We start from the raw sequence: 24,766 nt of genomic DNA, 5'->3' as shown, positions 1-24,766 counted from the left end.
CGGTCTTGCGTAAGCAAGATGGAGGGGCCTCGCCCCGACAAGCTTAATTTTTGTGCAGCGAAATACACGCTGTGCAAGCGATGCAAAGAGTTCATGGCTTTTTTGTAAAGTGTGCAGGAGATGTGCAAAAGTGTGCAGACTCTGCCAGAAAAACAAAAAAGCCATGAAATCTTTCGATTTCACGGCATTTTCTGGTGCGATGGAAGGGACTCGAACCCCCGGCCTACTGATTCGTAGTCAGTCACTCTATCCAGCTGAGCTACCAACGCATACGTTCCGGTCGGAACAAGATGTATTTTATCACGCAGGGCGGGGTTTGTCAACAGTTTTTTGCGGATTTTTTGATTTTATTTTCGTTTTTTATTTTTCCGCACAGAAAAGTACGTCTTTTCGTTTTTTTCAGTATTCTTCGTAATTCTTCGCGCAAACCTCAGGCTTCCTCTGCCAGACGCTCGGCGATGCGGACACCGGTCGGCGTTGCGGCAAGGCCGCCCTGGCCGGTCTCCCGCAGATCAGGGGAGAGCAGACTGCCCACGCGGCCCATGGCATCGATGACTTCATCGCAGGGGATGGCGTAATCCACCCCCGCAAGCGCCATATTGGCGCAGGAAACGGCGTTCACGGCGCCAACAACATTGCGCTTGATGCAGGGCACCTCCACCAGACCGGCCACAGGGTCGCAGACCAAGCCCAGCAGGTTGCCCAGTGCCATAGCGGCAGCGGCGGCGCACTGCTCCGGCGTGCCGCCCTTCAGGTGGCAGAGGGCGGCGGCGGCCATGGCGCTGGCGGCTCCCACCTCAGCCTGACAGCCTCCCTCGGCACCGGCCAGAGTGGCCCGGGCGGCGATGACCTGCCCGAAGCCTGCGGCCACATAGAGGGCATCACAGATGGCTTCTTCATCGGCCTCGCCTGCACGGGCAAGGGGAAGCAGTACCGCCGGTAGCACACCGCAGCTGCCCGCTGTGGGGGCAGCAACGATCCGTTTCATGCAGGCGTTGCACTCAGCGGTCTTGAGGGCTTCGGCGGTCACCTCAGCAAGGTAATCCCCGCCATAGCTTCTGCCCGCCTGATGGGCCTGTTCCACCTTGGCGGCATCGCCGCCGGACAGGCCGCTGCGGCTGCGCTGAGCAGGGTCATAATCCCGGCTGGTGGCCTCCATCACATGCCACAGGTGATGCATGGCATGGCGGCTGGCCTCTTCGGTCAGGCGGCTCTCGGCCAGATCACTGCGCAGGATGGCCTCGGCAAGGGAGAGGTTCTGGCTGCGGGCAGCGGCCAGCATTTCTTCACAGGATAAAAAGGACATGGTCATTCCTCCGCGTCTTCTTCGGGCTCGTCGATGTTCAGGCAGGTCACCTTCAGGATGCCGGGCAGGGTCGCCAGCTTCCGTTCCAGCGGGTGGGGGATGTGGGAATCGCACTCCAGCACCATAACGGCATAGCCGCCGGTTCCTGCGCGGAACACCTGCATCGATGCAACGTTGATCCTGCGCACGGCAAGGCAGGTGGTCACCTCGGCGATGCAGCCGGGGGTGTCCTCATTGTGAATGATCAGGGTGTTGCTGTCGCCGCCGAAATCGGCGGGCACGCCGTCGATTTCGGTCACGCGGATGCGCCCGCCGCCCACCGAAGCGGCTTTCATGGAAAGCACCCGCCCCTCCCGGCCCGTCAGGGTGAGAACAGCGGTATTGGGGTGCGCAGAGCGCAATTCCACAGGATGGATCCGGAATGCCATGCCCTGCTCTGCGGCCAGGGCAAAGCTGTCGGGCAGGCGGGGATCATCGGGCCGCAGGCCAAGCAGGCCGGCGACCAGGGCTTTATCCGTGCCATGTCCCTTTCCGGTGGTGGCAAAACTGCCATACAGGCCGATATCCGCCTGCACCGGGATCTCACCCAGAAGCTTCTGGGCCGTGTAGCCGATCCGGGCGGCACCCGCTGTATGGCTGGAAGAGGGGCCGATCATAACCGGCCCGAGAACGTCAAACAAGCGCATCCGATGCACATCCTTTCGTGCTCCGCCGGGCAAAAATCGCCCGCTTCGCACTTTTTTCTCTCTTTTATTATACCGCTTTTGCCCCACTTGTGCTATAATAACTTTATTAATGTTTGAAATCGCTCCTTTGGGGGCAACACGGAGGTTGGATTCCTATGAAACTGGTAAGCGTGGAAACTCCCGAAAAGAGTGTCTGCAAGATGACCTTCAGCGCAACGGCTGAGGAGCTGGAGACCGCATCCAATGCGGTGTATGAGCGCACCCGCGCCAGCTACACCATCAAGGGCTTTGCCAAGGGCGAGGCCGACCGTGCTCAGATCGAGGCCGACCGCGGCGAGCACACGTTCTGGTATGATGCCATCAACGACCTGATGGATCGCGATGTTCCTGCCCTGTACGAGGCCGCCATGGCCGAGCACGGCTTCAAGGCGGTGGATGAGCCCAGCTATGACCTGGTCAGCGTTAAAAAGGACGAGGGCTTTGTAGCCACCGCCACCACCCCGCTGCAGCCGGAGCTGAACCTGACCCAGACCACCGGCTTCCATGTGGAGTGCGTGACCCCCGCCGTCACCGACAAAGAGATCGATGCCGTGCTGGAGCGCCGCCGCAATGCTGCCGCCGAGCTGGTGCCCCACAAGGGCCCGGCCGTCAAGGGCAACATCGTTCACATCGATTACGAGGGCCTGCTGGACGGCAAGCCCTTCCAGGGCGGTTCCGCACAGAACCAGACCCTGCAGCTGGGCAGCGGCCGGATGATCCCCGGCTTTGAGGACGGCATTCTGGGCCACAAGGGCGGCGAGGAATTCGAGATCAACGTCACCTTCCCGGTGCGCTATCACGTCAAGGACCTGGCCGGAAAGCCCGTTGTCTTTAAGATCAAGCTGATCGATGTCTGCGTCCGCCAGCTGCCCGCCCTGAACAGCGATTTTGCCAAGAAGGTGGGCAAGGTGGACACCATGGAAGCGTTCCGGGAGCAGGTGCGCAAGCAGCTGCATGACGGCAAGCACGCCAGCGCCCTGAACCGCGCCAAGGATCAGGTGTTGACCCAGCTGGCCTCTGCCGCTGAGGGCGAGATCCCCAGCGTTCTGGTGGAGAGCACCTACCAGCAGGAGATGCAGAACATCCAGCAGCAGCTCCAGATGCAGCGCATGAGCCTGGACCGCTACCTGAGCCAGATCCACCAGACCCGCGAGAACTTCACGGCCAACGTTCACGCCGCCGCCGAGAAGAACACCCGCGCCCGGATGGCTCTGCTGCAGGTCGCCCAGAACGAGGGTCTGGTGCCCACCGATGAGGAGATCACCAAGAACCTGCAGGAGCGCGCCGACCGCACCAAGAAAACGCTGGAAGAGGTCAAGGCCAACGCCAACATCCCCGCCATGCAGCGCAGCGAGGCTATCCGCCGCGCCGCCGACTGGGTGATCGAGCACTCCACCATCGAAGAAAAGTAATTTTCCAAAGTACAACAAAAAGAGCCTGTCTCCAAGGAATTTCGGGAGACAGGCTCTTTTCTTTTGCAGTTTATTTTGTCAGGAGATTGAAGCCCATGACCACGATGCCCAGCACGACCAGAACGATGCCGGTTGCACGGTTCAGGGTCTTGGCATCGGCCTTATTGGCAAAGACAGCGGCGATGCGGGCCCACAGCAGGGTGAACAGGACGCAGAGGATAAACACGGTCCAGTCTGGTGCGCCGCCGATGGTAAAGTGGGAGACCGCACCGGTCAGGGCGGTGAAGGTCATAATGAACACGCTGGTGCCCACGGCAGTCTTGAGCTCGTAGCCCAGCACGCTGGTCAGGATGAGCAGCATCATCATGCCGCCGCCGGCACCGATAAAGCCGCAGATCATCCCGATGACCACACCGCAGACGATGGACTGGAGGACACGCTTCTTAGCAGAGACCCCCTGCATGGCTTCTTTGGTGGTCATAACGGGCTTGACGATGAATTTAATGCCCAGCAGGAATGTCATAAACACCGAGAAGCTGCCCATGGTGGTGGAAGGCACCAGGCTTGCCACCCAGCTGCCCACCACGGTGAACAGCAGCACGCTGGCCATCATAATCAGGCCGTTCTTGATATCCAGGTTCTTGTTTTTGTGGTAGGTGTAGGCAGACACCGCACTGGCCAGCACATCCGAGGAAAGGGCAATGCCGACCGCCATATAGGGGTCCATCCCCAGGAAGGTGATGAGCATCGGGCTGATGACCGCGGCGGCGCTCATGCCCGCAAAGCCGGTGCCCAGGCCCGCGCCCATTCCGGCAAAAAAGGTAACAATGATGGTAAACAGCAGGTTCATCTTATTCTTCTCCTTCTAAGATCGCATCCAGATTTTCGTTCATCGTATCGATGACTTCAAAAAATATCTCGAGTTTTTCTTCCTCCAGCCCTGCCATCAGGCGGCGGATGAAATCATCCTGCATCCTGCGTCCCTGTTCGATGATGGACTGCGCCTTTTCGGTGCAGGCAAGCTCCGTTTTGCGGCGGTCGCCCGGCACCGGGCGGCGCTCCAGAAAGCCCTCCTGCACCAGCTTGTCCACATTCACCGAGACAAGGTTCGCCTTGATGTGGCGCACCTCCACGATATCGCGGGCGGTCGTGTAGTTGGGGTTGTTGGCAAGGAACATCAGGATATCAAACGCTGTCTGCGGCAGATGCAGCTTCTGGCACAGCGGCTTGCAGACGGCGCTGTACACAAGGCCCGTCTTGTTGGCAAATTCCACACTGGGGTTCAGCTCACGCATTGCGCGCCCTTCTTTCTCTCTTTTTGAATCGTTCATTTTTGAAGTATTTTAGCATAAGGAATCTCTGTTGTCAAGGGCAGGCGGCGTAAAATCAACTGATCCATATATTTTGTCCAACGCAAAAAGCCCGCACCATGAAAATTTTCACGGTACGGGCTTTTGATATGCTTCAGGACAGGGTCACAGCACTGCCACGGCAAGGAACCGCACAACGAGCGCGGCAAGCCATGCCACAACGCACTGGTTTATGACCATAACAGTGGCCCAGCGGCCGCCCATCTCCCGCTTGACCGATGCCACAGCGGCGATGCAGGGGGTGTAGAGCAGGCAGAACACCAGCAGGGGAGCCGCTACCGCCGGGCTGAGCGCCGCGCCCAGTGCGGCAGAGGAGCCATACAGGATGGTAAGGGTGGATACGACGCTCTCCTTTGCCATAAAGCCGGTGATCAGCGCCGTGGACACCCGCCAGTCGCCAAAGCCCAGCGGTGCGAACAACGGCGCGATGCCGCTGGCGATCCAGGCCAGGATGCTCTCCTGCGGGTCTGCGGTCAGGCTGAGCTGGAAGTCAAAGTTCTGCAGGAACCAGATGATGATGGTTGCCAGGAAGATGACCGTAAAGGCACGCTCGAGGAAATCCCGGGCCTTTTCCCAGAGCAGCTGGGCCACATTTTTCAGGCCGGGCAGGCGGTAGTTGGGCAGCTCCATGACAAAAGGCACGGCCTCGCCTTTGAACAGCGTTCCCTTGAGCAGAAAGGCCATACCAATGCCCACAAGGATGCCCAGGAAATACAGGCCCACCATGACCAGTGCGGCGTACTCCGGGAAGAAGGTCACCGCAAACAGGCTGTAGATCGGGAGCTTGGCCGAGCAGCTCATAAAGGGCGTGAGCAGGATGGTCATTTTCCGGTCCCGCTCCGAGGGCAGCGTGCGGCTTGCCATCACGCCGGGGACCGTACAGCCAAAGCCGATGAGCATGGGCACGATGCTGCGGCCCGAAAGACCGATGCGCCGCAGCAGCTTGTCCATCACAAAAGCCACGCGGGCCATATAGCCGGTATCCTCCAGCAGGGAAAGGAAGAAGAACAGGGTCACGATGATGGGCAGGAAGCTCAGCACACTGCCCACACCGGTAAAGATGCCGTCGATCACCAGCGAATGCACTGCATCGTTGACGTTCCATGCCGTCAGGGCATTGTCCACAAGGATCGTCAGGTTCTCAATGCCCAGTTCCAGCAGGCCTTGCAGCCCCGCGCCGATCACGCCAAAGGTCAGATAAAACACCAGCGCCATGATGCCCACAAACGCCGGGATCGCCGTATATTTTCCGGTGAGGAAGCGGTCGATCCTTGCGCTGCGCAGCTGCTCCTTGCTCTGGTGGGGCTTTACCACGGTCTGATTCACCAGCTGGTGGATAAAGTGGAACCGCATGTCTGCAATGGCGGCGGCGCGGTCCAGGCCGCGCTCCTGCTCCATCTGCAGGATGATATGCTCGATCATCTCTTTTTCGTTCTGATCCAGCTTCAGGGCCTCCTCAATGCGGGGGTCGCCCTCCACCAGCTTTGTGGCGGCAAAGCGCACCGGGATCCCCGCCGCCCGGGCGTGATCCTCGATGAGGTGGATGATGCCGTGGATGCAGCGGTGAACCGCACCGCCGTGGTCATCCTCGCCGCAGAAGTCCATCCGGCCCGGACGCTCCTGATACTTTGCCACATGGATGGCGTGATCCACCAGCTCATCCACGCCCTCGTTCTTGGCGGCGGAAATGGGGACCACCGGGATGCCCAGCATCGCTTCCATCTCGTTGATGTTGATGGTGCCGCCGTTGCCGCGCACCTCATCCATCATATTCAGTGCCAGCACCATGGGGGTGTCCAGCTCCATCAGCTGCATCGTTAAGTACAGGTTGCGCTCGATGTTGGTGGCATCCACGATGTTGATGATGCCCGTGGGCTTTTCGCCGATGATGAACTGCCGGGTCACGATCTCCTCGCTGGAATAGGGCGACATGGAGTAGATGCCGGGCAGGTCGGTGACTTCGGTATCGGGGTACTCCCGGATGGCACCGCTCTTGCGGTCCACCGTCACGCCCGGAAAGTTGCCCACATGCTGGTTGGAGCCGGTGAGCTGGTTGAACAGGGTCGTTTTGCCGCAGTTCTGATTTCCGGCCAGCGCAAATGTCAGCACCGTTCCATCCGGCAGCGGGTGTTCGCCCTTTTTGGTGTGGTAGCGGCCGCCCTCGCCCAGGCCCGGGTGCTCCACCATCCGGCCGGCCTTCCGTGCCGGAGCTGCTGCGGGTGCTTCCGCCGGGGTGATCTCGATCCGTGCCGCATCGTCCAGCCGCAGGGTCAGCTCATAGCCGTGGATCTGCAGCTCCATGGGGTCCCCCATGGGCGCGAATTTCACCAGCGTGACCTTCTCGCCGGGAATCAGCCCCATATCCAGAAAATGCTGGCGGAGCTCTCCCGTTCCGCCCACTGTATCGATCACGGCACTTTCGCCGATCTTCAGTTCCTTTAATGTCATGGCAGATGCCTTTCCTTCGACAAAATGTTAGTGTATGTGAACAGTCTTAATATATGCTAACTCAAAGGCATTGTCAAGGCAGGAAGCGGCAAAAATTCTCGCCTGTCCCCGCTGTTTTTTGTAGAAATCTTTCTCCTGTTCCGGCAGTTTTCCGGGCAAAAGAAAACGCACCCCTGAATTTTCACGTTCAAAGGTGCGTTTTGAGAACAGTTCTGTTTACTTCACGGTGTGGTAGCCATCGGGGTTGTTCTTCTGCCAGTTCCAGCTGTCGGCACACATCTCCTCGATGCCGTACTCAGCCACCCAGCCCAACTCATTCTTGGCCTTGGTGGGATCGGCATAGCACTCGGCGATATCGCCGGGGCGGCGGGGATCGATCACATAGGGGAGCTTCTTGCCGCAGGCCTTCTCAAAAGCGTGGATGACATCCAGCACGCTGTAGCCGTGGCCGGTGCCCAGATTGCAGATGAACAGGCCGCAGTTGGTCTGCAGCTTCTTGATGGCGCAGACATGGCCCCGGGCCAGGTCAACCACATGGATGTAATCGCGCACGCCGGTGCCGTCGGGGGTAGGGTAGTCGTTGCCAAAGACGTGCACCTTTTCCAGCTTGCCCACGGCCACCTTGGCGATGTAGGGCATCAGGTTGTTGGGGATGCCGTTGGGGTCCTCGCCGATCAGGCCGGACTTGTGGGCACCGATGGGGTTGAAGTAACGGAGCAGGGCCACGTTCAGGGTGGGGTCAGCCTTGCAGACATCGGTCAGGATGCGCTCGGTAAAGGCCTTGGTGGTGCCGTAGGGGTTGGTGGTGGCACCCACGGGGAAGTCCTCGGTGATGGGCACGCTGGCGGGGTCACCGTAGACAGTGGCGGAAGAGCTGAACACGAAGTTGCGGCAGTTGTGGCGGCGCATCACGTCCAGAATGACCAGCGTGCAGTTGAGGTTGTTATAGTAGTACTCGATGGGCTTGGAAACGCTCTCGCCCACAGCCTTATAGGCGGCAAACTGGATGACGGCATCGATATCAGGGCACTCGGTGAAGATCTTCTCCACGTCCTCGTGCTTTGTCATATCGGCCTGATAGAACCGGAAGTCCTTACCGGTGATCTGCTTGACCCGATCCAGCACCACGGGGGAAGCGTTGTAATAGTTATCTGCCACCACGATGTCAAAGCCAGCGTTCAGCAGTTCGATACAGGTGTGGCTGCCGATATAACCGGCACCGCCGGAAACCAAAATTGCCATAAAAGTACCTCTCTTCTCGTCACCAAAATTGCTTGCGCGGGGCAGGCCCGCCTTCTGCCACAAGGATACAACGTTTTGGCCCCAGAATCAAGTAACGGGAATTTTATAAGGATGGATTTTTGTTTCCATTTATTTTTCCGCGCATTGATTTACAAGCGTTTTTTGTTTTTTGCACATGGAGTGATGGAACGCTTTGTGCAAATCAGAAAAAAAGCCCTCTCAGGCAAAACCGTCAGGCTTTGAATGAGAGGGCTGCATTTTACAGTTTTCCGCACTGTTTGCCGGTGAAGAACCGCAGGGTGGTGTTGGCGCGGAACACTTTCCCGGCCCGCAGAGCGGTGGAGGGGAACTCCGGGTGGGAGGGGCTGCATGGGAAGTGCTGGGTCTCCAGCGCAAAGCCGCCGTATTTCTGCATCGGCACGCCGCCCTTGCCGGGGGCAGGGCAGTCCTGCAGGAAATTGCCGGTGTAGAGCTGCACGCCGGGCTGGGTGGTATAGACCTTCATGCTGATGCCGGTCTTATCGCTGGAAGCCCAGGCGCACAGGCTCTGGCTGGCCCCGCGGCCCCTGTCGATGACAAAGCAGTGGTCATAGCCGCCGCCCACCATGGTGGTCTGGGAAAAGCCGGTGTCGATGTCCCGGCCAATGGGCTTGCCCGCCCGGAAATCCATCGGCGTGCCCGCCACGGGCAGGATATTGCCGGTGGGGCAGGTCTCGTTGTTGCCCTCCAGATAGCGGGACGCATAGATGCGCAGCTTCTGGCCCAGCACATCGCCGCCGCCATCCAGATTGAAGTAGGTGTGGTTGGTCAGGTTGATGATGGTGTCGGCATCAGAGGAGACACGGTAATCCATCCGCAGGGCGTTGTCCTCAGTGAGGATATACCGCACCGAGATCTTCAGATTTCCCGGGAAACCATCCTCTCCATCGGGGCTCTCGGCCTCCAGAAGCAGGGTATCGCCAAAGGCCTTTACCTCATACAGCTTGCGCGGGAAGGTGCCGTGCAGGTGGTTTTTGCCGTTGTTGGCTTCCAGCTGATAGGTCTTGCCGCCCACATTGAACACGGCATTCTCAATGCGGTTGGCGTACCGGCCCACGAACGCGCCGCAGCAGGTACTGCCGGACGATTCAAAGTCCTTGACATAATCGGCGTAGGTGTCGTGGCCCAGCACCACATCCACCGGCCCGCGCTTGGTGGGCACCCAGATATTCTTGATGATACAGCCGTAGTTCAGCACACTGACCGCCAGCCCGCCGGGGTTCGAGATGATGTATTCATTGATCTTTTCGCCGTTTGGGGTCATGCCAAAGGGCTTGGAGAGAAACTGTGCCATAGGGCTCGCCTCCTTTTGTATTTTTTCAGGACAGCACACTCTCTGTTTTATCCTTTATTGTTTTGATTATATCACAATTTTCCCCTTCTGTGTTGGCATTTTTTAAGGGAATCTATCCAATATTTCGAGAGATTTTTTGTAAGTTCTGCCCCATAGGCCAAAAAAAGCCCCGGAGGGCCAGGGGTAGGCGCTCCGGGGCTTGGGATAAGTTCAGTTTTAAGATTTACTTGGCAGTTTTCACTTTCACTGCAATGGCAATGTAGGTCTTGTCTCCCTTTGTTACAGCACCAACACCAATTGCATTAATTTTTTTCACATCATCATCATCCATGTTAGATGCATTACGGAAAGATTCAACAAAAGCCTTTGTAAAAGCCGGGTCTTTCATCTGTGCGACCTGATCAGCAGTAAAACCGAGCGCGGTGCTTCGATCAGCAGGGAAAATCACACACATCACTTTATTTTCCTGATCAACGACCATAAATCCATCTTTGAATTTTCCGTCTTCTTCCACCCTGTCGGCGATGGCCTTCCGGGCAAGATTCTTCAAGGTCTCATCGTTCTTGAAGTCAGCTTCCAAAGACTGGTTAATTGCGATAGTCATTGCATCTTCAGCCTGTTCCGCAGTGCTCTTTGCAGGAGCCTCATCGCCGCAAGCGGTGAGCAGTGCCAGAGCCATTACGCCGACCAGCAGAAGGGCGGCCATTTTCTTGAGCATTTTCATTTGTAGAACCTCCAATGTAAAATGATATTTTACCATACAGAAAGCATACCCCTACACCTTCTGTATTGTGAACTCATTTTACATCTACCCCCCCCCCCCTGTCAATATTTTTTATTGAATTCCCCAATTTTTGGAGACTGTTCCAAAGCTGCGGCGATTTTTTTAGCAGATTGACAAAAAGCACCCCTCACATGGCTGTGAAGGGTGCTTTGGGGAAGTTTTCTTATGCAGAACACGGTTCGGTAATTGCCTCCCGCACCTGTTCTAACGAAAGTTCGGTGGTCTGGGCGATCTTATCCAGATCATGCTCTCCGTTCTTCCAGAGATTGAGCGCAATGCGCTTTCCCTTTGCCACCTCGGCATCTTCTCGTTCCCGATCAACGATCACCTGCATTGTCTTGCACATAGCTGCCACTCCTTCCGTTTCTTCTTTAAAGTATTTTACTCTTGCCCTTATTTTGGGGTTCCGGATATCCCGATAGTCATCACAGCGGAAATCCTGCATCAGCGCACCGACCTCATCCGTTCCCCGATATGCGCCGTTCACATATACGATATGTGCACGGTCGTGGAACAGCTTCCCGGTTTCCTGAATCGTCCGTTCAATATTGTAAACTGGCAGACCATCTCCCAAAACATCATTTGCCGTAATAAATATGATATATGTCTCAGGCAGGTCAGAATATTTTTCACCAGAAGTCGTCAGGCGGGAATCAAACATCGCACTGTTCAGCCGCGCCCGTTCCGGAGCGGCTCCCTTATCTTCCTGCTGTACTTCGATATCATACTGCTTGCCTGCATCATCCGTTGCATAAATGTCCAGCCGTACAGAACGGCCAAACAGATTGCCGATCGTAAGCTGTGTTGCAGACCTTGCGACGGTCAGGTCCTTTCGTTTCAGGATGATGCGAAGCAGCTCCTGTGTGCTCTCTTTATCTCCTGAAAACACCTGTGTCATAAAGGTGTCATCCATCAGGGTGAATTTACGGATAGCATTCATGCGTTCTTCATTCTTCTCATCCAACTGTACGAACCGCATTTCCGCCATCCTTTCGTTTCAGAAAAAGAGTACTTTTCTACGTTTATATTTTATCATCATTTTATCTATACTGCAAGTATCAAAAAAGCACCCCTCACATAGCTGTGAAGGGTGCTTTGGGGAAGTTTTCTTACTCCGGCTGAGCGGTGTTCTGGGCGATATACTCGGCGGCATCATCGGGGATGTCGTCAAGGTTCTCATCGCCGATATCCACGTTCAGCGGCGGCTTCTTGAAGAGGATGTCATACATCAGGGGCACAACGTACAGGGTCATCAGGGTGGCGTAGGTCAGGCCGAAGATGATGACGATGGCCATGCCGCTCATCAGCTGGCTGGCCATATCGCCGCTGAACACCAGCTGGAGCATGGCCAGAACGGTGGTCAGGGTGGTCATCAGGATGGGGCGCATTCGTGTTTTGCCGGTGGCGATCAGGGCCGCGCGGCGCTCCATGCCGCCGATGCGCAGCTGGTTGGCGTAATCCACGAACACGATGCCGTTGTTGACGACCGTGCCCATCAGGACGATGAAGCCCATCAGGGAGATCATAGTCAGCTGCTGGCCGGTGAGCAGCAGACCCAGCAGGCCGCCGGTAAAGGCCAGCGGAATGGTGAACAGAACAATGAAGGGGGAGAGCAGGCTCTGGAACTGGGCCACCATAACAAGGTAGACGAAGGGCAGAGCCAGGAACATCCACTGGCCCATCTGATCCACCACCATGCCGTTGATCTCAGAGCCGCCGCCCATATAGAAGCTGCAGCCCTCGGGCATTTCATCGGATGCGGCAAACTCGTTCAGCTTCTTTTCCAGCGCGCGGGTCTCGGTGGTGGTATTGGTGCCCTCCACCGCGTCCGCCGTCACGCTGATATAGCGGGTCTGGTTCTTGCTGGTGATGGAGTCCGGGGTGGAGCCGGTGACCCAGGTGGCCATATCGCCCAGCGTGCAGGTGCCGGTCTCGGTGGTGCCGTCGGCGGCCATAACGGAGGTCGTAAAGGTCATATCCATCATGTTTTCCTTGGTCATGGGGTCCAGATTGTTGCTGATCTGGACATTCATGGTGGAGCCATCGATGGCAACGGGGGTCTGGGCCGTGGTGGTGGTGGTCAGCTTGGCGGCGATCTGCTGGTAGACCTGCGCCACGGTCAGACCGTAGGAACGGACCTTATCCCGGTCGATCTGCAGGTTGATGGTGGCATCGCCGCTACCCAGACCGTTGGTGGCATTGGTAAAGCCGTCCATCTCGTTGACCATATCCACCACCTTCTCGGAGAGGGCAGTCATGGTATCAATGTCGTTGCCGGAGATCTGGACGGTCAGGCCCATATCCAGCTGGCTGGTCAGCTCCTGCATTCCGCTGATCTCAACGGTAGCGGTGCAGTTCTCCACGCCGTTCACAGCTTCCTCCAGCGCCTCACGGGCCTGTTCGATCTGCCGGGAGGAGAGGCTCTTGTCCAGCATCACGTTGATCTGGTAGGTGCCGTAGCTGTTGGCGGCTTTCAGCAGGTCGGTGATGGTCTGGGGCAGACCCAGCTGGCCGACATCCATTCCGGCCACGCGGCTGTCGGTGGTAACGCCCACCTCTTCCACGTTGTCCACAGCCAGCAGGGCATCAATGACATTCTCGGCCACAGCATAGGATTCTTCCTTGGTCAGATCCTTCTCGGTGGAGAGGGTGACGATGGCCTCGTTGCTGGTGATGGTGGGCAGCATCTCAACGCCCATGGACATCACACGCCAGCCGCAGAACACCAGCAGCACCACTGCCGCGCCCAACGGTGCCCAGCGGTGCTGGAAGCACCATTCCAGGCTCTTGACGTACTTTTCCTGCACCTTATCGAACCACTTGAGCTCTTTGGGCTTGGAGTTTTTCAGCAGGGTAGAGGAAGCCGCCGGGGCAACCGTCAGGGCCACGATGAGGGAAGCAGCCAGACAGTAGCCGATGCACATGGACATGGGCTGCAGCAGGCTCTTGATGACACCCGATGTGAAGATGACGGGCAGGAACACGCAGACAGAGGTGAGGGTGGAAGCCATGATGGCCATGCCCACCTGCTTGGTGCCCTGGACCGCCGCGCGGGCAGCGGGCACGCCGCGGCTGCGCAGACGGTAGATGTTCTCGATGACGACGATGGAGTTATCCACCAGCATACCAATGCCGAGGGACAGGCCCGCCAGCGTCATAATATTCATATCCAGACCGGTGAAGTACATGAGCACCACGGCAAACAGCACCGACAGCGGGATACTGATGCCGACCACCAGCGTGGGCTTGATATCCTTGAGGAAGATGGCCAGCACGATGATGGCAAGGGCCGCACCGATGAGCATACTGCTCAGGATGCTGCCGACGATGATGCTGATGTAGTTGCCCTGGTTGGACAGCACGACCACATGCAGGCCATCGTATTTCTGTTCCAGCTCTTTGAAGGCAGCCTTGCAGTTGCCGGAAACTTCACCGGCGCTGGAAGAATTGCTCTTGAAGATCTTCAGCACCACAGAGCGCTCGCCGTTCAGGCGGGTAAAGCTGTCCTCCGCGTTGTCAATGATCTGCACATCGGCCACGTCAGACAGGCGGACATCGCCAAAGCCATCCACATGGAGCAGCAGGGCACCGGAGATATCCTCGATGCTGTCGTACTCCTCGCCGACCTTCAGCAGCCAGGACTTGTTGCTGGAATCCTTGACATAACCGGCGGGCATGGAGAAGTTCTGGGCATAGATCAGCTGTGCCAGCGTGTCAATATCCAGCATCTTGGCCACGTCGGAGTTCTCCATGGCCATCTGCTTGGCATCCTCATACTGCTGCTTGGCATCGGCCAGCTGCTTCTCGTAATCATTCAGCATCTCGCGGGCCTCGGTGAACTTGATATAGGCCTGCAGCTGCTGCTGGGAATAGCTGCCCACGATCTGGGTGAACTGATCCATCAGGCCGGGCACGTCGTCCATGGCCTTGATGGTGCTCTCCAGCGTGTTATAAATGTTGCTCAGGCTCTGCTGCACCTGCAGATCATCGACCAGCTCCCCGGCCGTTGTGCCGGCGGTGTCGCCCTGCGCGTTCAGGCGCTGCTGCAGATCCTGCAAAGCGGTGGTCAGCTTATCGGTGATATCGCGCAGCTCCGCCACGATCTCGATCAGAGAATCGATATCCTGCATTCCGGTCTCATTGAACTTGTCCACGACCCGCTGCAGGCCGTCCCGCACATCGATCAGGGCCTGCTGGATCTCCGGCTCGTTGACCACGGCAATGAGCTGGTTGACGCTCTCCAGAAGGGCCTGTGCCTGCTTCTTGACCAGCATGAAGGAATCCTGCAGTTCGCCGGAATACTGGCTGTTGATGGTATCGCTGACCAGCTTGTCGTAATTGGCCAGCTGGGTCTCGTACTGCTTTCTGCCCGCCTCGATCTGGGCTTCGGCACTGTCCAGCTGGGCCTTTGCATCGGCCAGCTGCACGTCAATGACTTCCAGCAGCTTTTCGTTGATGGCATCGATCTTTTCCTGGTCAAGCTGCACCTGCACCATCCGGGTGACCAGGCCATTGGCGGAAATATTGGAAACGCCGCCCTGACGCTCAATATAGGGGACCATGGTGTCGTTGACGAAATCGGCCAGCTCATAGGAATCGCTGCCCTCGCGGCTGACGGCCACGGTCATAAAGGCGTTCATGTTCAGGGTATATTCAATGATGGAGGGGGTCATACAGGTGCTTGGCAGGCTGGCGGTGGTCTGATCCACCTTGTTGGACACCTTGACCACGGCACTGTTCATGTCCGTATCATCCTCAAACTCCATCAGCAGCAGACTGTAGTTTTCTGCCGAGGTGGCGGTGACGTTTTTCACGCCCGAGATGGTGCCCAGCGCACTCTCCATCACGTCGGAGACCTCGTTCTCCACACGCTCCGGGCTGGCACCGGGATAGACCGTGACCACCATCAGGTACGGTGTGTTCACGTTTGGCAGCAGATTGGTCTGCATGTTCTGCACGGACACAAGGCCCAGCATGATGACCATGATGACTGCAACCAGAACGGTGAACGGTTTTTTGACGCTGAATTTTTCCATTTCTTCCTACCGTTTCTGTGTTTTCCCACGCATTGCGCGGCTGCTCTTTTTTCTCAGAGCGGATCAAAGGCGATACCCCTATTATACACCCGGTTCCGGGGCTTGCAAGGCTTGCCCGGAGATTCTTTAGCAAATCTTGAAAATCTTTTGTGAAATCCGGGTGATACCTCAGTTTTTTGACGTTTTGGAGATCAAATTTCAGACGGAGTTCAAGTGGGATACGAATGAGCGGGGCGGAATGTTGCAGAGGATGAAATTTTTTTATCGGCTCCCCCTTTGGGGGCAACGACGACGACCGCCGCCAGTGGCGGATTGAGGGAGGAGTTGTTGGGGCAGTGGCCAGCAAGGTGCGAGTGCAATTGCACGAAGCAGCTGCTGGGAGCCACAACCTGGGCTGGCGAACGAAGTGAGCCTGAGAGGGCTGTTCAATTTTCAACGTTTATGCTATAATAATCCTCAGAATGGATCTTCAGGCCCTTCTGCGGGCCTTTTTACGAGATAGGGGAATTTCCCCTGTGAGGAACAGTATGAAAAAAGTCATCTCTGTCCGTTTCAAGGAAAACGGCAAAAGCTATTATTTCGACCCTGCCGGGGCCGACATCAAAACCGGCGAATACGTGATCGTGGAGACCGCCCGCGGCATTGAGTGCGGCGAGGTGGTGCAGGGCGTGAAAGAGATCGCCGACAGCGCCGTTTCCAAGGCGCTCAAGCCCATCACCCGGATGGCCGACAGCGTGGATGTGCGCCGGATGCGCCAGAACCGCGAGGATGAGAAGCGCGCCTACCACACCTGCCAGGAGTGCATTGCCCGCCACGGCCTGGAAATGAAGCTTGTGGAGGCCGAGTACACCCTTGACCGCTCCAAGATCATGTTCTACTTCACCGCCGACGGCCGGGTGGACTTCCGCGAACTGGTCAAGGATCTGGCCGGCATCTTCCACACCCGCATCGAGCTGCGCCAGATCGGCGTGCGCGACGAGAGCAAGATGATCGGCGGTCTGGGCATCTGCGGCCAGCCCTTCTGCTGCAGCCGCTTCCTCAAGGATTTCCAGCCCGTTTCCATCAAGATGGCCAAGGAGCAGGGCCTTTCCCTGAATCCCACCAAGATCAGCGGTGCCTGCGGCCGGTTGATGTGCTGCCTTTCCTACGAGGAAAACGCCTACGAGTACCTGAACAGCATCATGCCCATGGTGGGCAGCACCGTGCGCACCCCGGATGGTCTGGGCACCGTGCTGGAAGTGAACCCCATCTCCGGCTACCTGCGGGTGCGCTGCGGCACCGAAGCCCTGACCCCGCGCTACTATAAGGTGGGCGTGTGTGAGTATATCAGCGGCGGCAAACGGGCACCCCGCCGCCCCGACCCGGACGACGATTATTCCGGTGTGCGCAACCCCGCCCCGGTGGTGGCAGCCGCCGATGAAAAGGGCAATGTTGGCTGCGGCAAATGCCCCAAAAAAGAGAAATAATTCCCAGAAAAATAGTGGGATATCACGGCAGTTAGTATCACAAAACTAACCATTCTTCGTGATTTTCGCCAAAAAACTCTCTTAATTTTCCCGCAAAGTTAGGCCTTGCTTTTGTGCAACCCCACAAAAATAAAACTTTGGGCTTTTATGGCACACGGTTAGTCTTGCCTTTTCTTTTCCACTTTGTTAGAATGCAGACAAGGATGAATTCCGGGGAAGCCTGCTGGCACCGTGCGAGGGCAGACTTCTTCTTAAAGCTAGTGCACGGGTGATAAAAGGAGAGTTTTATTATGGCACACAAGGTTTCTGACGCATGTGTTGGCTGCGGCGCTTGCGAGGGCGCTTGCCCCGTTGGTGCTGTCACCATTGAGAATGGTGTTGCAGTTGTGAATGCAGACGCTTGCATCGATTGCGGCGCTTGCGAGGGTGCTTGCCCCACCGGTGCTATCGCTGCTGAATAATTTCACGGCGAACACTGAAAAAACGCATCAAAAGCAGCAGACCTGTCAAAAGCGGGTCTGCTGCTTTTCTTTCATGCACAATTTTCCCCGATTTTTCCGCCCGATATTTTGGCAGTGGATTTTAGGTGCTGTATATGGAACATTCCACCGAGATTTTGTATAATAGAACAAGAGTCTATTGTTCAGCCGTGCACCGCTTTGGCTCAGACGCGCTGCTGCTGGCCCGGTTTTCGGAGCCAAAGCGGGCCTGGCGCGCCGCCGACCTGTGCTCCGGCTGCGGCATCGTGAGCCTGGAATGGCACGACCGGGGCCACCGCGGCCCCTGCCTGGGGCTGGAGCTGCAGCCCGAAGCCAGCGCGCTGCTGGCCGCCGCCTGCGCCGAACAGGGCATTGAGCACATCACGCCCGTCTGCGCCGACCTGCGCTCCTTCCGGGAAGGCGCAGGCAGCTACGACCTGTGCGCCTGCAACCCGCCCTATTTCACGGCAGGGGAGCAGGCCGCCGACAGGGCCCGGGCCACTGCCCGCCACGAGACGGACTGCGCGCTGGACGATGTCTGCAAATGCGCGTTCCGGCTGTTGAAGGATGGCGGGCGGCTCTCGCTCTGCCACCGGCCCGAGCGGCTGGCCGAGGTGCTGGCGGTCCTGCGGGCCAACCGGCTGGAGCCCAAGCGGCTGGCCTTTGTGAAGAACCGGCCGGATGCCGCCCCCTGGCTGTTTCTGGTGGAAGCACAGAAGAACCGAAAAACAGGGCTGCGGGTCGAGCCGGATGTGCTCATCTCGGCAGGCGCGGCACTGTATGGACGCTGAACCTCTCAAACGCTGCGCGCCAAGTACGGGTTGCGCCTCCTCATAGGGGAGCCAAATGTGCTTGCCTCTCCTATGAGGAGAGGTGGCATCCCGTAGGGATGACGGAGAGGTTTTGTACAAATCAAATGGGAGGATACTATGGCAGGTACTCTTTATATCGTTGCCACACCCATCGGCAACCTGGATGACATGCCGCCCCGTGTGGCAGCCACCTTTGGCGCGGCAGATTTTATTGCCGCAGAGGATACCCGCGTGACCATGAAGCTGCTCAACTTTCTGGGGCTGAAAAAACCGATGGTGAGCTACTACGAGCACGCCCTGCAGAAGGGCGAGGGGATCCTGCGCCGCATTGAGGCAGGCGAGAACTGCGCCCTGTGCAGCGATGCCGGTATGCCCTGCGTGTCTGACCCGGGCGAGGTGATCGTGCGGGACGCGCTGGCCCGGGGCATCAAGGTGGTGCCCGTTCCGGCAGCCTCCGCCTGTGTGACGGCGCTGGCCGTCTCCGGTCAGGACACCTCCCGCTGGGTGTTTGAGGGTTTTCTGCCTGTGAACAAAAAACAGAAGCGGGAGCGGCTGGCCGAGCTGCAGGGGGAAAAGCGGACAGTCATCTTCTACGAAGCGCCCCACAAACTGCGCACCACGCTGGACGACCTGACCGCCGCCTTCGGCCCTGAGCGGAGCATCACCCTCTGCCGGGAGCTGACCAAGCTCCACGAGGAGATCTGGAAAACGACGCTGGGCGAGGCCCAGACCCATTATGCCGAGAATGACCCCCGCGGCGAGTATGTTCTGGTGATGGCCGGTGCGCCCGCCGCCGAAGCCGAAGAAGAACTGACATTGGAGCAGGCCGCCCAGCGGGCGCTGGAACTGACCCGGAACGGCTATGCAGCCTCTGCCGCCGCCAAGGCCGCCGCGCAGGGCACGCCGTATTCCAAGAGTGAAGTGTACAAGCAGCTGCTTGCTTTGCAGGCAGATTGACCTCTCCGTCCATGCTTCGCATTGCCCCCTATCAGGGGAGCTGTCGCCGAAGGCGACTGAGAGGTTTAATACGTATAAATAAGGAGGACGTAGTCCCGTGACGAAACTTTTGATCCTGAGCGACAGCCACAACAGCGCCAGTGCAGTGGAGCGCATCCTGCACGCAGAAAGCGATGCAAATGCCGTTGTCTTTTTGGGAGATGGCCTGCGCGACCTGGAAGAGGCGTTGACCCTGCACCCCAAAATGAAGGTCTACGCCGTGGCCGGCAACTGCGATTTTGGCGCGTTGGAGCCGCTGGACGGGCTGGCCGCCTTCGATCAGGTGGTCGTTTTCTATACACACGGTCACATGTACGGTGTAAAATACGATCTGGACACGCTGGCGGATGCCGCCGCCGCCCGCGGCGCTGAGGTGGCATTGTTCGGCCACACCCACAAACCCATCGCCCTCCAGAAAAACGGCGTGTTCCTGTTCAACCCGGGTTCCTGCGGCCGCTGCTACACCGGCCCCAACACCTACGGCGTGATGCTGTTGGACAAGGGCAAGATCACCAGCTTTGCACACAAAGAGGTACCGCAGCAATGAGCATCAATGAAGTGCGTTATCTGCCCGAATGCGGCAGCACCAACGCGTATATGAAAGAGCATTTTGAAGAGTTTGGCCCGGTGGGCGCGGTATACACCACCAACCAGACCGCCGGGCGGGGCCGCCTTGGCCGCACCTGGGTCAACGCCGAGGGCAAGGCGCTGTACTACACAGTCGCCATCCGGGAGCCGCTGGCGCAGCCCGCCACCCTGCCCCTGCTGGCCAGCCTTGCCGTGCGCAGACAGCTGGCCCTGCGCTACGGCGTGGACTGCCAGATCAAGTGGCCCAACGACCTGCTGCTGAACGGCAAAAAGATCGTGGGCATCCTGTGCGAAAGCGTCTGCTACGGCTACCAGCAGCAGGGCCGGGGCATCCTGTGCGGCATTGGCATCAACCTGGCCCAGCCGCAGAGTTATTTTGATGCCGCCGACCTGCCCCACGGCACCTCGCTGGCCCTGCAGGGTGCCGCGATCGATCTGGAGCAGGATCCCGGCTGGCTGGCCGAGGCTCTGACGGATTTCGGCTTTGATCGGCCCCTGTACACCTTTGCGCGGGATGGCTTTGCACCTTTCCGGGAGGAGTACAAGGCCGCCTGTGTCAACATCGGGCGGCGGGTGACCTTTGACCTGCCGGACGGCGGGCAGGGAGCAGGCGAGGCCGTGGATGTAGACGAAGAAGGCCGTCTTGTTGTCCGCACCGACAGCGGCGAAGAGCATGTGTTCACCGGCGAGGTCTCCGTGCGCGGCATCTACGGTTCCCTCTGAAACTTGATATAAAACAGCGCCCCCGGCAGAGGATCGCTCCGCCGGGGGCGCTGTTTCAGACAAACAAAAGTCCCCTCCGGCGCTTGCGGTACACCGGAGGGGACTTTTGTTTTGGGGTATTGCTTTGGTGTGAGGAGGAATCATGTGCAAGGGAGACGGTTGCGGCCCCGCTCCCTTGTGCTCATAGTATACCCGATTTCGGCGCAAAAGTCATTACTTTCTTGTGAAATCTTGTGAAAATTCTGTTAAGCTTCGCACGAAATTATTTCGCTCACTCGGTTTCACCTTTTTCCTCTTTCCGCAGGGCTGCGGCGTGACGGCGGCCCTCCCCCACATAGTGGGCGGCATTGGCAAGGCTGGCGGCTGCCTGTTCGGGGCTGACCTGCTTGATGATCTTCCCCGGCACCCCCACCACAAGGGAATCGTCCGGGATGATCTTGCCTTCCGGCACCAGCGCACCGGCCCCGATGATGCAGTTTTTGCCCACAACACAGTGGTTGAGCAGGGTGGCGTGCATCCCGATCAGGGAACCGTCTCCCACGGTGCACCCGTGGACAAGGGCACAGTGGCCCACGGTCACGTTTTTGCCCAGCGTGACCGCCCCGCCCGGGTCACAGTGGAGCACCGCATTATCCTGCACATTGGTGTTCTCGCCCAGGGTCAGGGTGCCGTCGTCCCCGCGCAGAACCGCACCATACCAGACCGAGGAGCCCGGCCCCAGCACCACATCACCCAGCACCGTAGCGTTGGGTGCCACGAACACCGCCCCCTCGTCCCGGGGAACTTTTCCACCAAAAGGCAACAACATTGTGAAAAACCACCTTTCTCTTTTCCGTCATTTATGGTATTCTTTTATATAGTGTTTTAGTTTTTGATTCAGGGAAGCCGGGAGCTTCCGTTGGAGGATACGCTTATGCAGAACTCTACTCTCTTCCGCCGGGCGGCGGCCCTGCTGCTGACCGCAGCGCTGGCCCTGACCCTTGTCCTGCCCGGTCTGGCCGCATACGAAATGCCCATCCAGACCGTGAACGAGGGCGAGTCGGTCTATCTGTTCAACGCGGACATCGACAAGCCCATTCTGGAACAGAACGCGGACCAGCAGCGCTACATTGCCAGCCTGACCAAGATGATGACAGCCCTGCTGTTTCTGGAAAGCGGCAAGGACATGAACGCGGAGATCACCATCCCCGCCAGCCTGACCCAGGAGTTCAAGGATATTCAGAACGCCAACGGCAGCACCATCAACCTGCGCATCGGTGAAACGGTGCGCCGCATCGACCTGCTGTACGGCCTGCTGGTGGCCAGCGCCAACGACGCGGCCAGCGTGATCGCCAGTGATGTTTCGGACGGCGACCTGACCGCCTTTGTGGCCCGGATGAACCAACGTGCCAAAGAGCTGGGCTGCACCAGCACCAGTTTTACCTGCGTGCACGGCCTGTATGATTACGGCAACGTCTCCTCGGCCCACGATCTGGCCCTGATCGCCAAGGCCTGCGCCGAGAACGAGACCTATATGCAGGTGGCAAACACCCTGAGCTATACCCTGCCTGCCACCAATCTGCACCAGAACGAGCGCACCATCACCTCCACCAACCTGATGCTCAACCCGGAGTACCCCTACTACCGGGATTACATCCGGGGCATGAAGACCGGTTTTACCACCCTGGCGGGCCGGTGCTATGTGACCTTTGCTCAGAAGGACGGCCACACCTACGGGCTGGTGGTGCTGGGCTCCGACCTCGACAACATTTACAGGGAGGCCTCCGAGATCCTGGACTGGGCCTTTGCAAGCTTTTCTGACCGGGAGCTGGTGGACACCGAGACCCCGCTGACCACCGCCCCCCTGAAGAAGTGCCGCGCCTATGAGGAAGTGGAGCTTTACGCTGCCGCGCCGGTCAGCGGCTACGGCCATGCGGACGACAAGGTGACCTTCACCTACGACCTTCAGGAGAACATCTCCGCCACCGTCAAGGATGGGGCTGTCCTTGGCACAGCCACCGTTTATCTGGACGGCTATGAGGTGGGCACGGTAGACCTTGTGACCCATCAGGAGTATGTCTCCGACTTTCGCACCGACCTTCAGTCCACGCTTCTCCTGATGGCGGCTCTCATCGTTCTTCTGGCTGTTCTCAGCTTCTTCACCCTTGTTGCCGGGGGCGGCTCACTGAATCTGGGCCGGCGCAGAAAAGCACGGAGACGATGATCTCACCCTCTCAGTCTCGCTAACGCTCGACAGCTCCCCCGAAGGGGGAGCCAAGGGCTATTCCATATATAGCAGCATTTACCCTCTTTGATGTTTTGCCTCTCCCTTCGGGAGAGGTGGCATTGCGCAAGCAATGACGGAGAGGGTAAAGGCTGCTCTTTTTTATCAGAATGTCCGGAACTTCATTGCCAGCACACTCAAGGTGATCTTGGGGTTCACCTGTGCACCCAGCCGCTGGATCGCCGCATCGGCGGCTGCAAGGGCCTTGCGGGCGGCATCGCCCTGCACCGGGGCACGGGGGCTGCCGCGCAGCCCTGCGACCGCTACGGCCCGGAAATCAGCCAGCAGAGCGGCGGCCCCCACCTTATCCTTTTCGTAGGCCGCCAGCAGAACAGCGGCGGCATAGCTGTCCTGCGCGGCCGCTGCTTTGGCAAGGGCAAGCGCCTTGTCCACCTGCGCCCGGCGGGCCTCATCCCGGGCCGCATCCAGCACTGTGCCGATGTGGCCATCGAACAGCTCACTGTACAGGGCGGCATCCTTACTGTCCACCCCCTGTGCGGTGCAGTAGCGGGCGCAATCGGCGGGGGAAACGGGAGCCACTGCAAAGCTGATGCAGCGGCTCCGGATGGTGGGCAGAACGCCCGCCAGAGAATCCGCCGTCAGCAGAAAAAGCACGCCCTCGGGCGGCTCCTCCATGACCTTCAGCAGGGCGTTGGCCGATTCCTCGTTCATCCGCTCCACATGGTAGAGCAGCACAGCGCGTCCCTCTGCCGAAAGGCTGGTGTTGAAGATTTCGCTGCGCATGGCCGTGACCTGACCGACCAGATACCGCCCGCCGCTGCCCATACCGGTCACGGAGATGGCTTCCCGGACGATGCCGGTCTCGATCTGGCCGCTGTCGCGCTTACCGGCCTTTGCCACGGCACGGCAGCACTCGCCCCGGAGCAGGGCTTCGGCGGGCGCGCCGCCGTTGGGGTAAAGGTAATCCGCCGCCACGCAGCGGGCCGCAAACCCGGTCCCCAGCCCCTCTTCGCCCACCAGCAGAACACTGTGGGTCATGCGGCGGCCCCCCAGCATCAGCCGGACGCTGGTCTTTAATTCCGAATTGCCTTCCAGACGATCAATCATCATCTCCGATTTTTCCTCTTCCACTGCTCCCGGCGCACCCAGGCGCGGATGTTATGCCAGGCCTGCGGCCCGAAGAACAGAAGGAAGCCCAGCATACAGAGCAGATAGTTCAGCTTGCCCAGCATCCCCATGCTCAGGAAGCTGAACACCCACAGGGCGGCGGCAAAGATGCCGAAATATTTCACCTTGAGGGGGATGACGAAGAAGAGCAGCACCTGCAGCTCCGGGTAAAGCATGGCAAAGGCCAGCAGGAGGGAGAGGGACAGGCAGTAGGTATCGGCAGAACCTGTCAGCAGGCAGGCCAGCCACGCACCTGCCATCCCCAGCAGGACATAAAGGTTGAAGCGGAAATCGCCCCACTCCCGTTCCAGCACACTGCCGACGAACCAGGTAAAATAGATGCCCAGCACCACGCTGAGCGGCCCGCCGCCCGAAAAAGGCACCAGCACAAAGGTGAACAGCCGCCAGATCTGCCCGGCGAACAGGGCACTGCGGCTCAGGGAGAGATAAAAGGAAATATACTGGTTGACGAACAGTTCAATGGCGTAGACCAGGATCTGGCCGCCGATGAGGATGTTGATGAGGTTGGGAATGCAGAACCGGCCGTATTTCCGTTCCAGCTTGGTGATCCAGTTCATAGGCAGAAGCCTCCGTTATTCGTAAAATTTGCGCCCCGTTGGCCGGGAACGCTCTCTTTTTTCATTGTACCATGATT

21 protein-coding genes and 1 tRNA gene are annotated in these 24,766 nt (G+C 58.4%); 8 read left to right on the top strand and 14 right to left on the bottom strand.

Annotated elements, in window-relative coordinates; translation table 11 throughout:
• Positions 1-192: 192 nt before the first annotated feature.
• From MTP42_RS00190 to sdaAB, 3 genes are all read right to left on the bottom strand, one after another.
• Positions 193-269 (bottom strand) — tRNA-Arg (locus MTP42_RS00190).
• A 161-nt stretch (positions 270-430) separates the two neighbouring features.
• Positions 431-1,306: an L-serine ammonia-lyase, iron-sulfur-dependent, subunit alpha gene (gene sdaAA / locus MTP42_RS00185; RefSeq protein WP_156062332.1), complete on the bottom strand. Its 876-nt coding sequence runs from the start codon at positions 1,304-1,306 to the stop codon at positions 431-433.
• 2 nt (positions 1,307-1,308) lie between these two features.
• Positions 1,309-1,992 (bottom strand): L-serine ammonia-lyase, iron-sulfur-dependent subunit beta, encoded by a 684-nt coding sequence (gene sdaAB / locus MTP42_RS00180; RefSeq protein WP_097773071.1) that lies wholly within the window; start codon positions 1,990-1,992, stop codon positions 1,309-1,311.
• A 155-nt stretch (positions 1,993-2,147) separates the two neighbouring features.
• On the opposite strand from sdaAB, the gene tig reads away from it, so the two are divergent.
• On the top strand, positions 2,148-3,443 hold the full coding sequence (gene tig / locus MTP42_RS00175; RefSeq protein ID WP_249257686.1) for a trigger factor: 1,296 nt from the start codon (positions 2,148-2,150) through the stop codon (positions 3,441-3,443).
• A gap of 70 nt (positions 3,444-3,513) precedes the next feature.
• Here the strand turns inward: tig and MTP42_RS00170 are convergent, their stop codons facing one another.
• From MTP42_RS00170 to MTP42_RS00135, 8 genes are all read right to left on the bottom strand, one after another.
• On the bottom strand, positions 3,514-4,293 hold the full coding sequence (locus tag MTP42_RS00170; RefSeq protein WP_249257685.1) for a sulfite exporter TauE/SafE family protein: 780 nt from the start codon (positions 4,291-4,293) through the stop codon (positions 3,514-3,516).
• Between the two features lies 1 nt (position 4,294).
• The gene (locus tag MTP42_RS00165; RefSeq protein ID WP_337926892.1) at positions 4,295-4,738 is read right to left on the bottom strand and encodes a MarR family winged helix-turn-helix transcriptional regulator; all 444 of its coding nucleotides are present in this window, start codon (positions 4,736-4,738) and stop codon (positions 4,295-4,297) included.
• 180 nt (positions 4,739-4,918) lie between these two features.
• Entirely contained in the window at positions 4,919-7,261 is a 2,343-nt protein-coding gene (gene feoB, locus MTP42_RS00160) for a ferrous iron transport protein B (protein ID WP_249257684.1), read from the bottom strand.
• 216 nt (positions 7,262-7,477) lie between these two features.
• Positions 7,478-8,503, bottom strand: coding sequence for a UDP-glucose 4-epimerase GalE (gene galE, locus MTP42_RS00155; protein WP_035393228.1), 1,026 nt, complete (start codon positions 8,501-8,503; stop codon positions 7,478-7,480).
• A 259-nt stretch (positions 8,504-8,762) separates the two neighbouring features.
• A complete protein-coding gene (locus tag MTP42_RS00150; protein ID WP_098923978.1) occupies positions 8,763-9,836 on the bottom strand; it encodes an aldose epimerase family protein in 1,074 nt (357 codons plus the stop codon).
• A gap of 223 nt (positions 9,837-10,059) precedes the next feature.
• Positions 10,060-10,560 carry a hypothetical protein gene (locus MTP42_RS00145; protein ID WP_249257683.1) on the bottom strand — a complete coding sequence of 167 codons (501 nt, stop codon included), beginning with the start codon at positions 10,558-10,560 and terminating at the stop codon, positions 10,060-10,062.
• Between the two features lie 223 nt (positions 10,561-10,783).
• A complete protein-coding gene (locus tag MTP42_RS00140; RefSeq protein ID WP_097769875.1) occupies positions 10,784-11,608 on the bottom strand; it encodes a PD-(D/E)XK nuclease family transposase in 825 nt (274 codons plus the stop codon).
• A 121-nt stretch (positions 11,609-11,729) separates the two neighbouring features.
• Positions 11,730-15,656 (bottom strand): efflux RND transporter permease subunit, encoded by a 3,927-nt coding sequence (locus MTP42_RS00135; protein WP_249257681.1) that lies wholly within the window; start codon positions 15,654-15,656, stop codon positions 11,730-11,732.
• Positions 15,657-16,183: 527 nt separating this feature from the next.
• On the opposite strand from MTP42_RS00135, the gene MTP42_RS00130 reads away from it, so the two are divergent.
• The 6 genes from MTP42_RS00130 to MTP42_RS00105 all read left to right on the top strand — a co-directional run bounded on the left by MTP42_RS00130 (position 16,184) and on the right by MTP42_RS00105 (position 20,720).
• Positions 16,184-17,122, top strand: coding sequence for a PSP1 domain-containing protein (locus tag MTP42_RS00130; RefSeq protein WP_035393233.1), 939 nt, complete (start codon positions 16,184-16,186; stop codon positions 17,120-17,122).
• Between the two features lie 290 nt (positions 17,123-17,412).
• The gene (locus MTP42_RS00125) at positions 17,413-17,583 is read left to right on the top strand and encodes a DUF362 domain-containing protein (protein ID WP_005929040.1); all 171 of its coding nucleotides are present in this window, start codon (positions 17,413-17,415) and stop codon (positions 17,581-17,583) included.
• A 134-nt stretch (positions 17,584-17,717) separates the two neighbouring features.
• Positions 17,718-18,392: a tRNA1(Val) (adenine(37)-N6)-methyltransferase gene (locus MTP42_RS00120; RefSeq protein ID WP_249257680.1), complete on the top strand. Its 675-nt coding sequence runs from the start codon at positions 17,718-17,720 to the stop codon at positions 18,390-18,392.
• A gap of 138 nt (positions 18,393-18,530) precedes the next feature.
• A complete protein-coding gene (gene rsmI, locus MTP42_RS00115; protein WP_156059225.1) occupies positions 18,531-19,370 on the top strand; it encodes a 16S rRNA (cytidine(1402)-2'-O)-methyltransferase in 840 nt (279 codons plus the stop codon).
• Between the two features lie 97 nt (positions 19,371-19,467).
• Positions 19,468-19,956: a YfcE family phosphodiesterase gene (locus MTP42_RS00110; protein ID WP_005929053.1), complete on the top strand. Its 489-nt coding sequence runs from the start codon at positions 19,468-19,470 to the stop codon at positions 19,954-19,956.
• Complete coding sequence (locus tag MTP42_RS00105) at positions 19,953-20,720, top strand: biotin--[acetyl-CoA-carboxylase] ligase (RefSeq protein ID WP_005929057.1); 768 nt, start codon at positions 19,953-19,955, stop codon at positions 20,718-20,720. The genes MTP42_RS00110 and MTP42_RS00105 overlap by 4 nt, the downstream gene beginning before the upstream one ends.
• Before the next feature lie 271 nt (positions 20,721-20,991).
• On the opposite strand, the gene MTP42_RS00100 is transcribed toward MTP42_RS00105, so the two are convergent.
• The gene (locus tag MTP42_RS00100; RefSeq protein ID WP_005929060.1) at positions 20,992-21,528 is read right to left on the bottom strand and encodes a gamma carbonic anhydrase family protein; all 537 of its coding nucleotides are present in this window, start codon (positions 21,526-21,528) and stop codon (positions 20,992-20,994) included.
• 105 nt (positions 21,529-21,633) lie between these two features.
• On the opposite strand from MTP42_RS00100, the gene MTP42_RS00095 reads away from it, so the two are divergent.
• Complete coding sequence (locus MTP42_RS00095) at positions 21,634-22,923, top strand: D-alanyl-D-alanine carboxypeptidase family protein (protein ID WP_207684367.1); 1,290 nt, start codon at positions 21,634-21,636, stop codon at positions 22,921-22,923.
• A gap of 165 nt (positions 22,924-23,088) precedes the next feature.
• On the opposite strand, the gene MTP42_RS00090 is transcribed toward MTP42_RS00095, so the two are convergent.
• Both MTP42_RS00090 and MTP42_RS00085 read right to left on the bottom strand, forming a co-directional pair.
• Positions 23,089-24,054, bottom strand: a complete 966-nt coding sequence (locus tag MTP42_RS00090; protein ID WP_249257679.1) for a hypothetical protein — start codon at positions 24,052-24,054, stop codon at positions 23,089-23,091.
• The gene (locus tag MTP42_RS00085) at positions 24,051-24,689 is read right to left on the bottom strand and encodes a rhomboid family intramembrane serine protease (RefSeq protein ID WP_156066845.1); all 639 of its coding nucleotides are present in this window, start codon (positions 24,687-24,689) and stop codon (positions 24,051-24,053) included. The genes MTP42_RS00090 and MTP42_RS00085 overlap by 4 nt, the downstream gene beginning before the upstream one ends.
• Between the last annotated feature and the right edge of the window lie 77 nt (positions 24,690-24,766).

Origin of the sequence: Faecalibacterium sp. I2-3-92 (genome assembly GCF_023347315.1) — a bacterium.
Classification (GTDB): domain Bacteria; phylum Bacillota; class Clostridia; order Oscillospirales; family Ruminococcaceae; genus Faecalibacterium; species Faecalibacterium duncaniae.
Note: the sequence above shows the minus strand (reverse complement) of the source record. Positions and strands in the feature narration are given on the sequence as shown.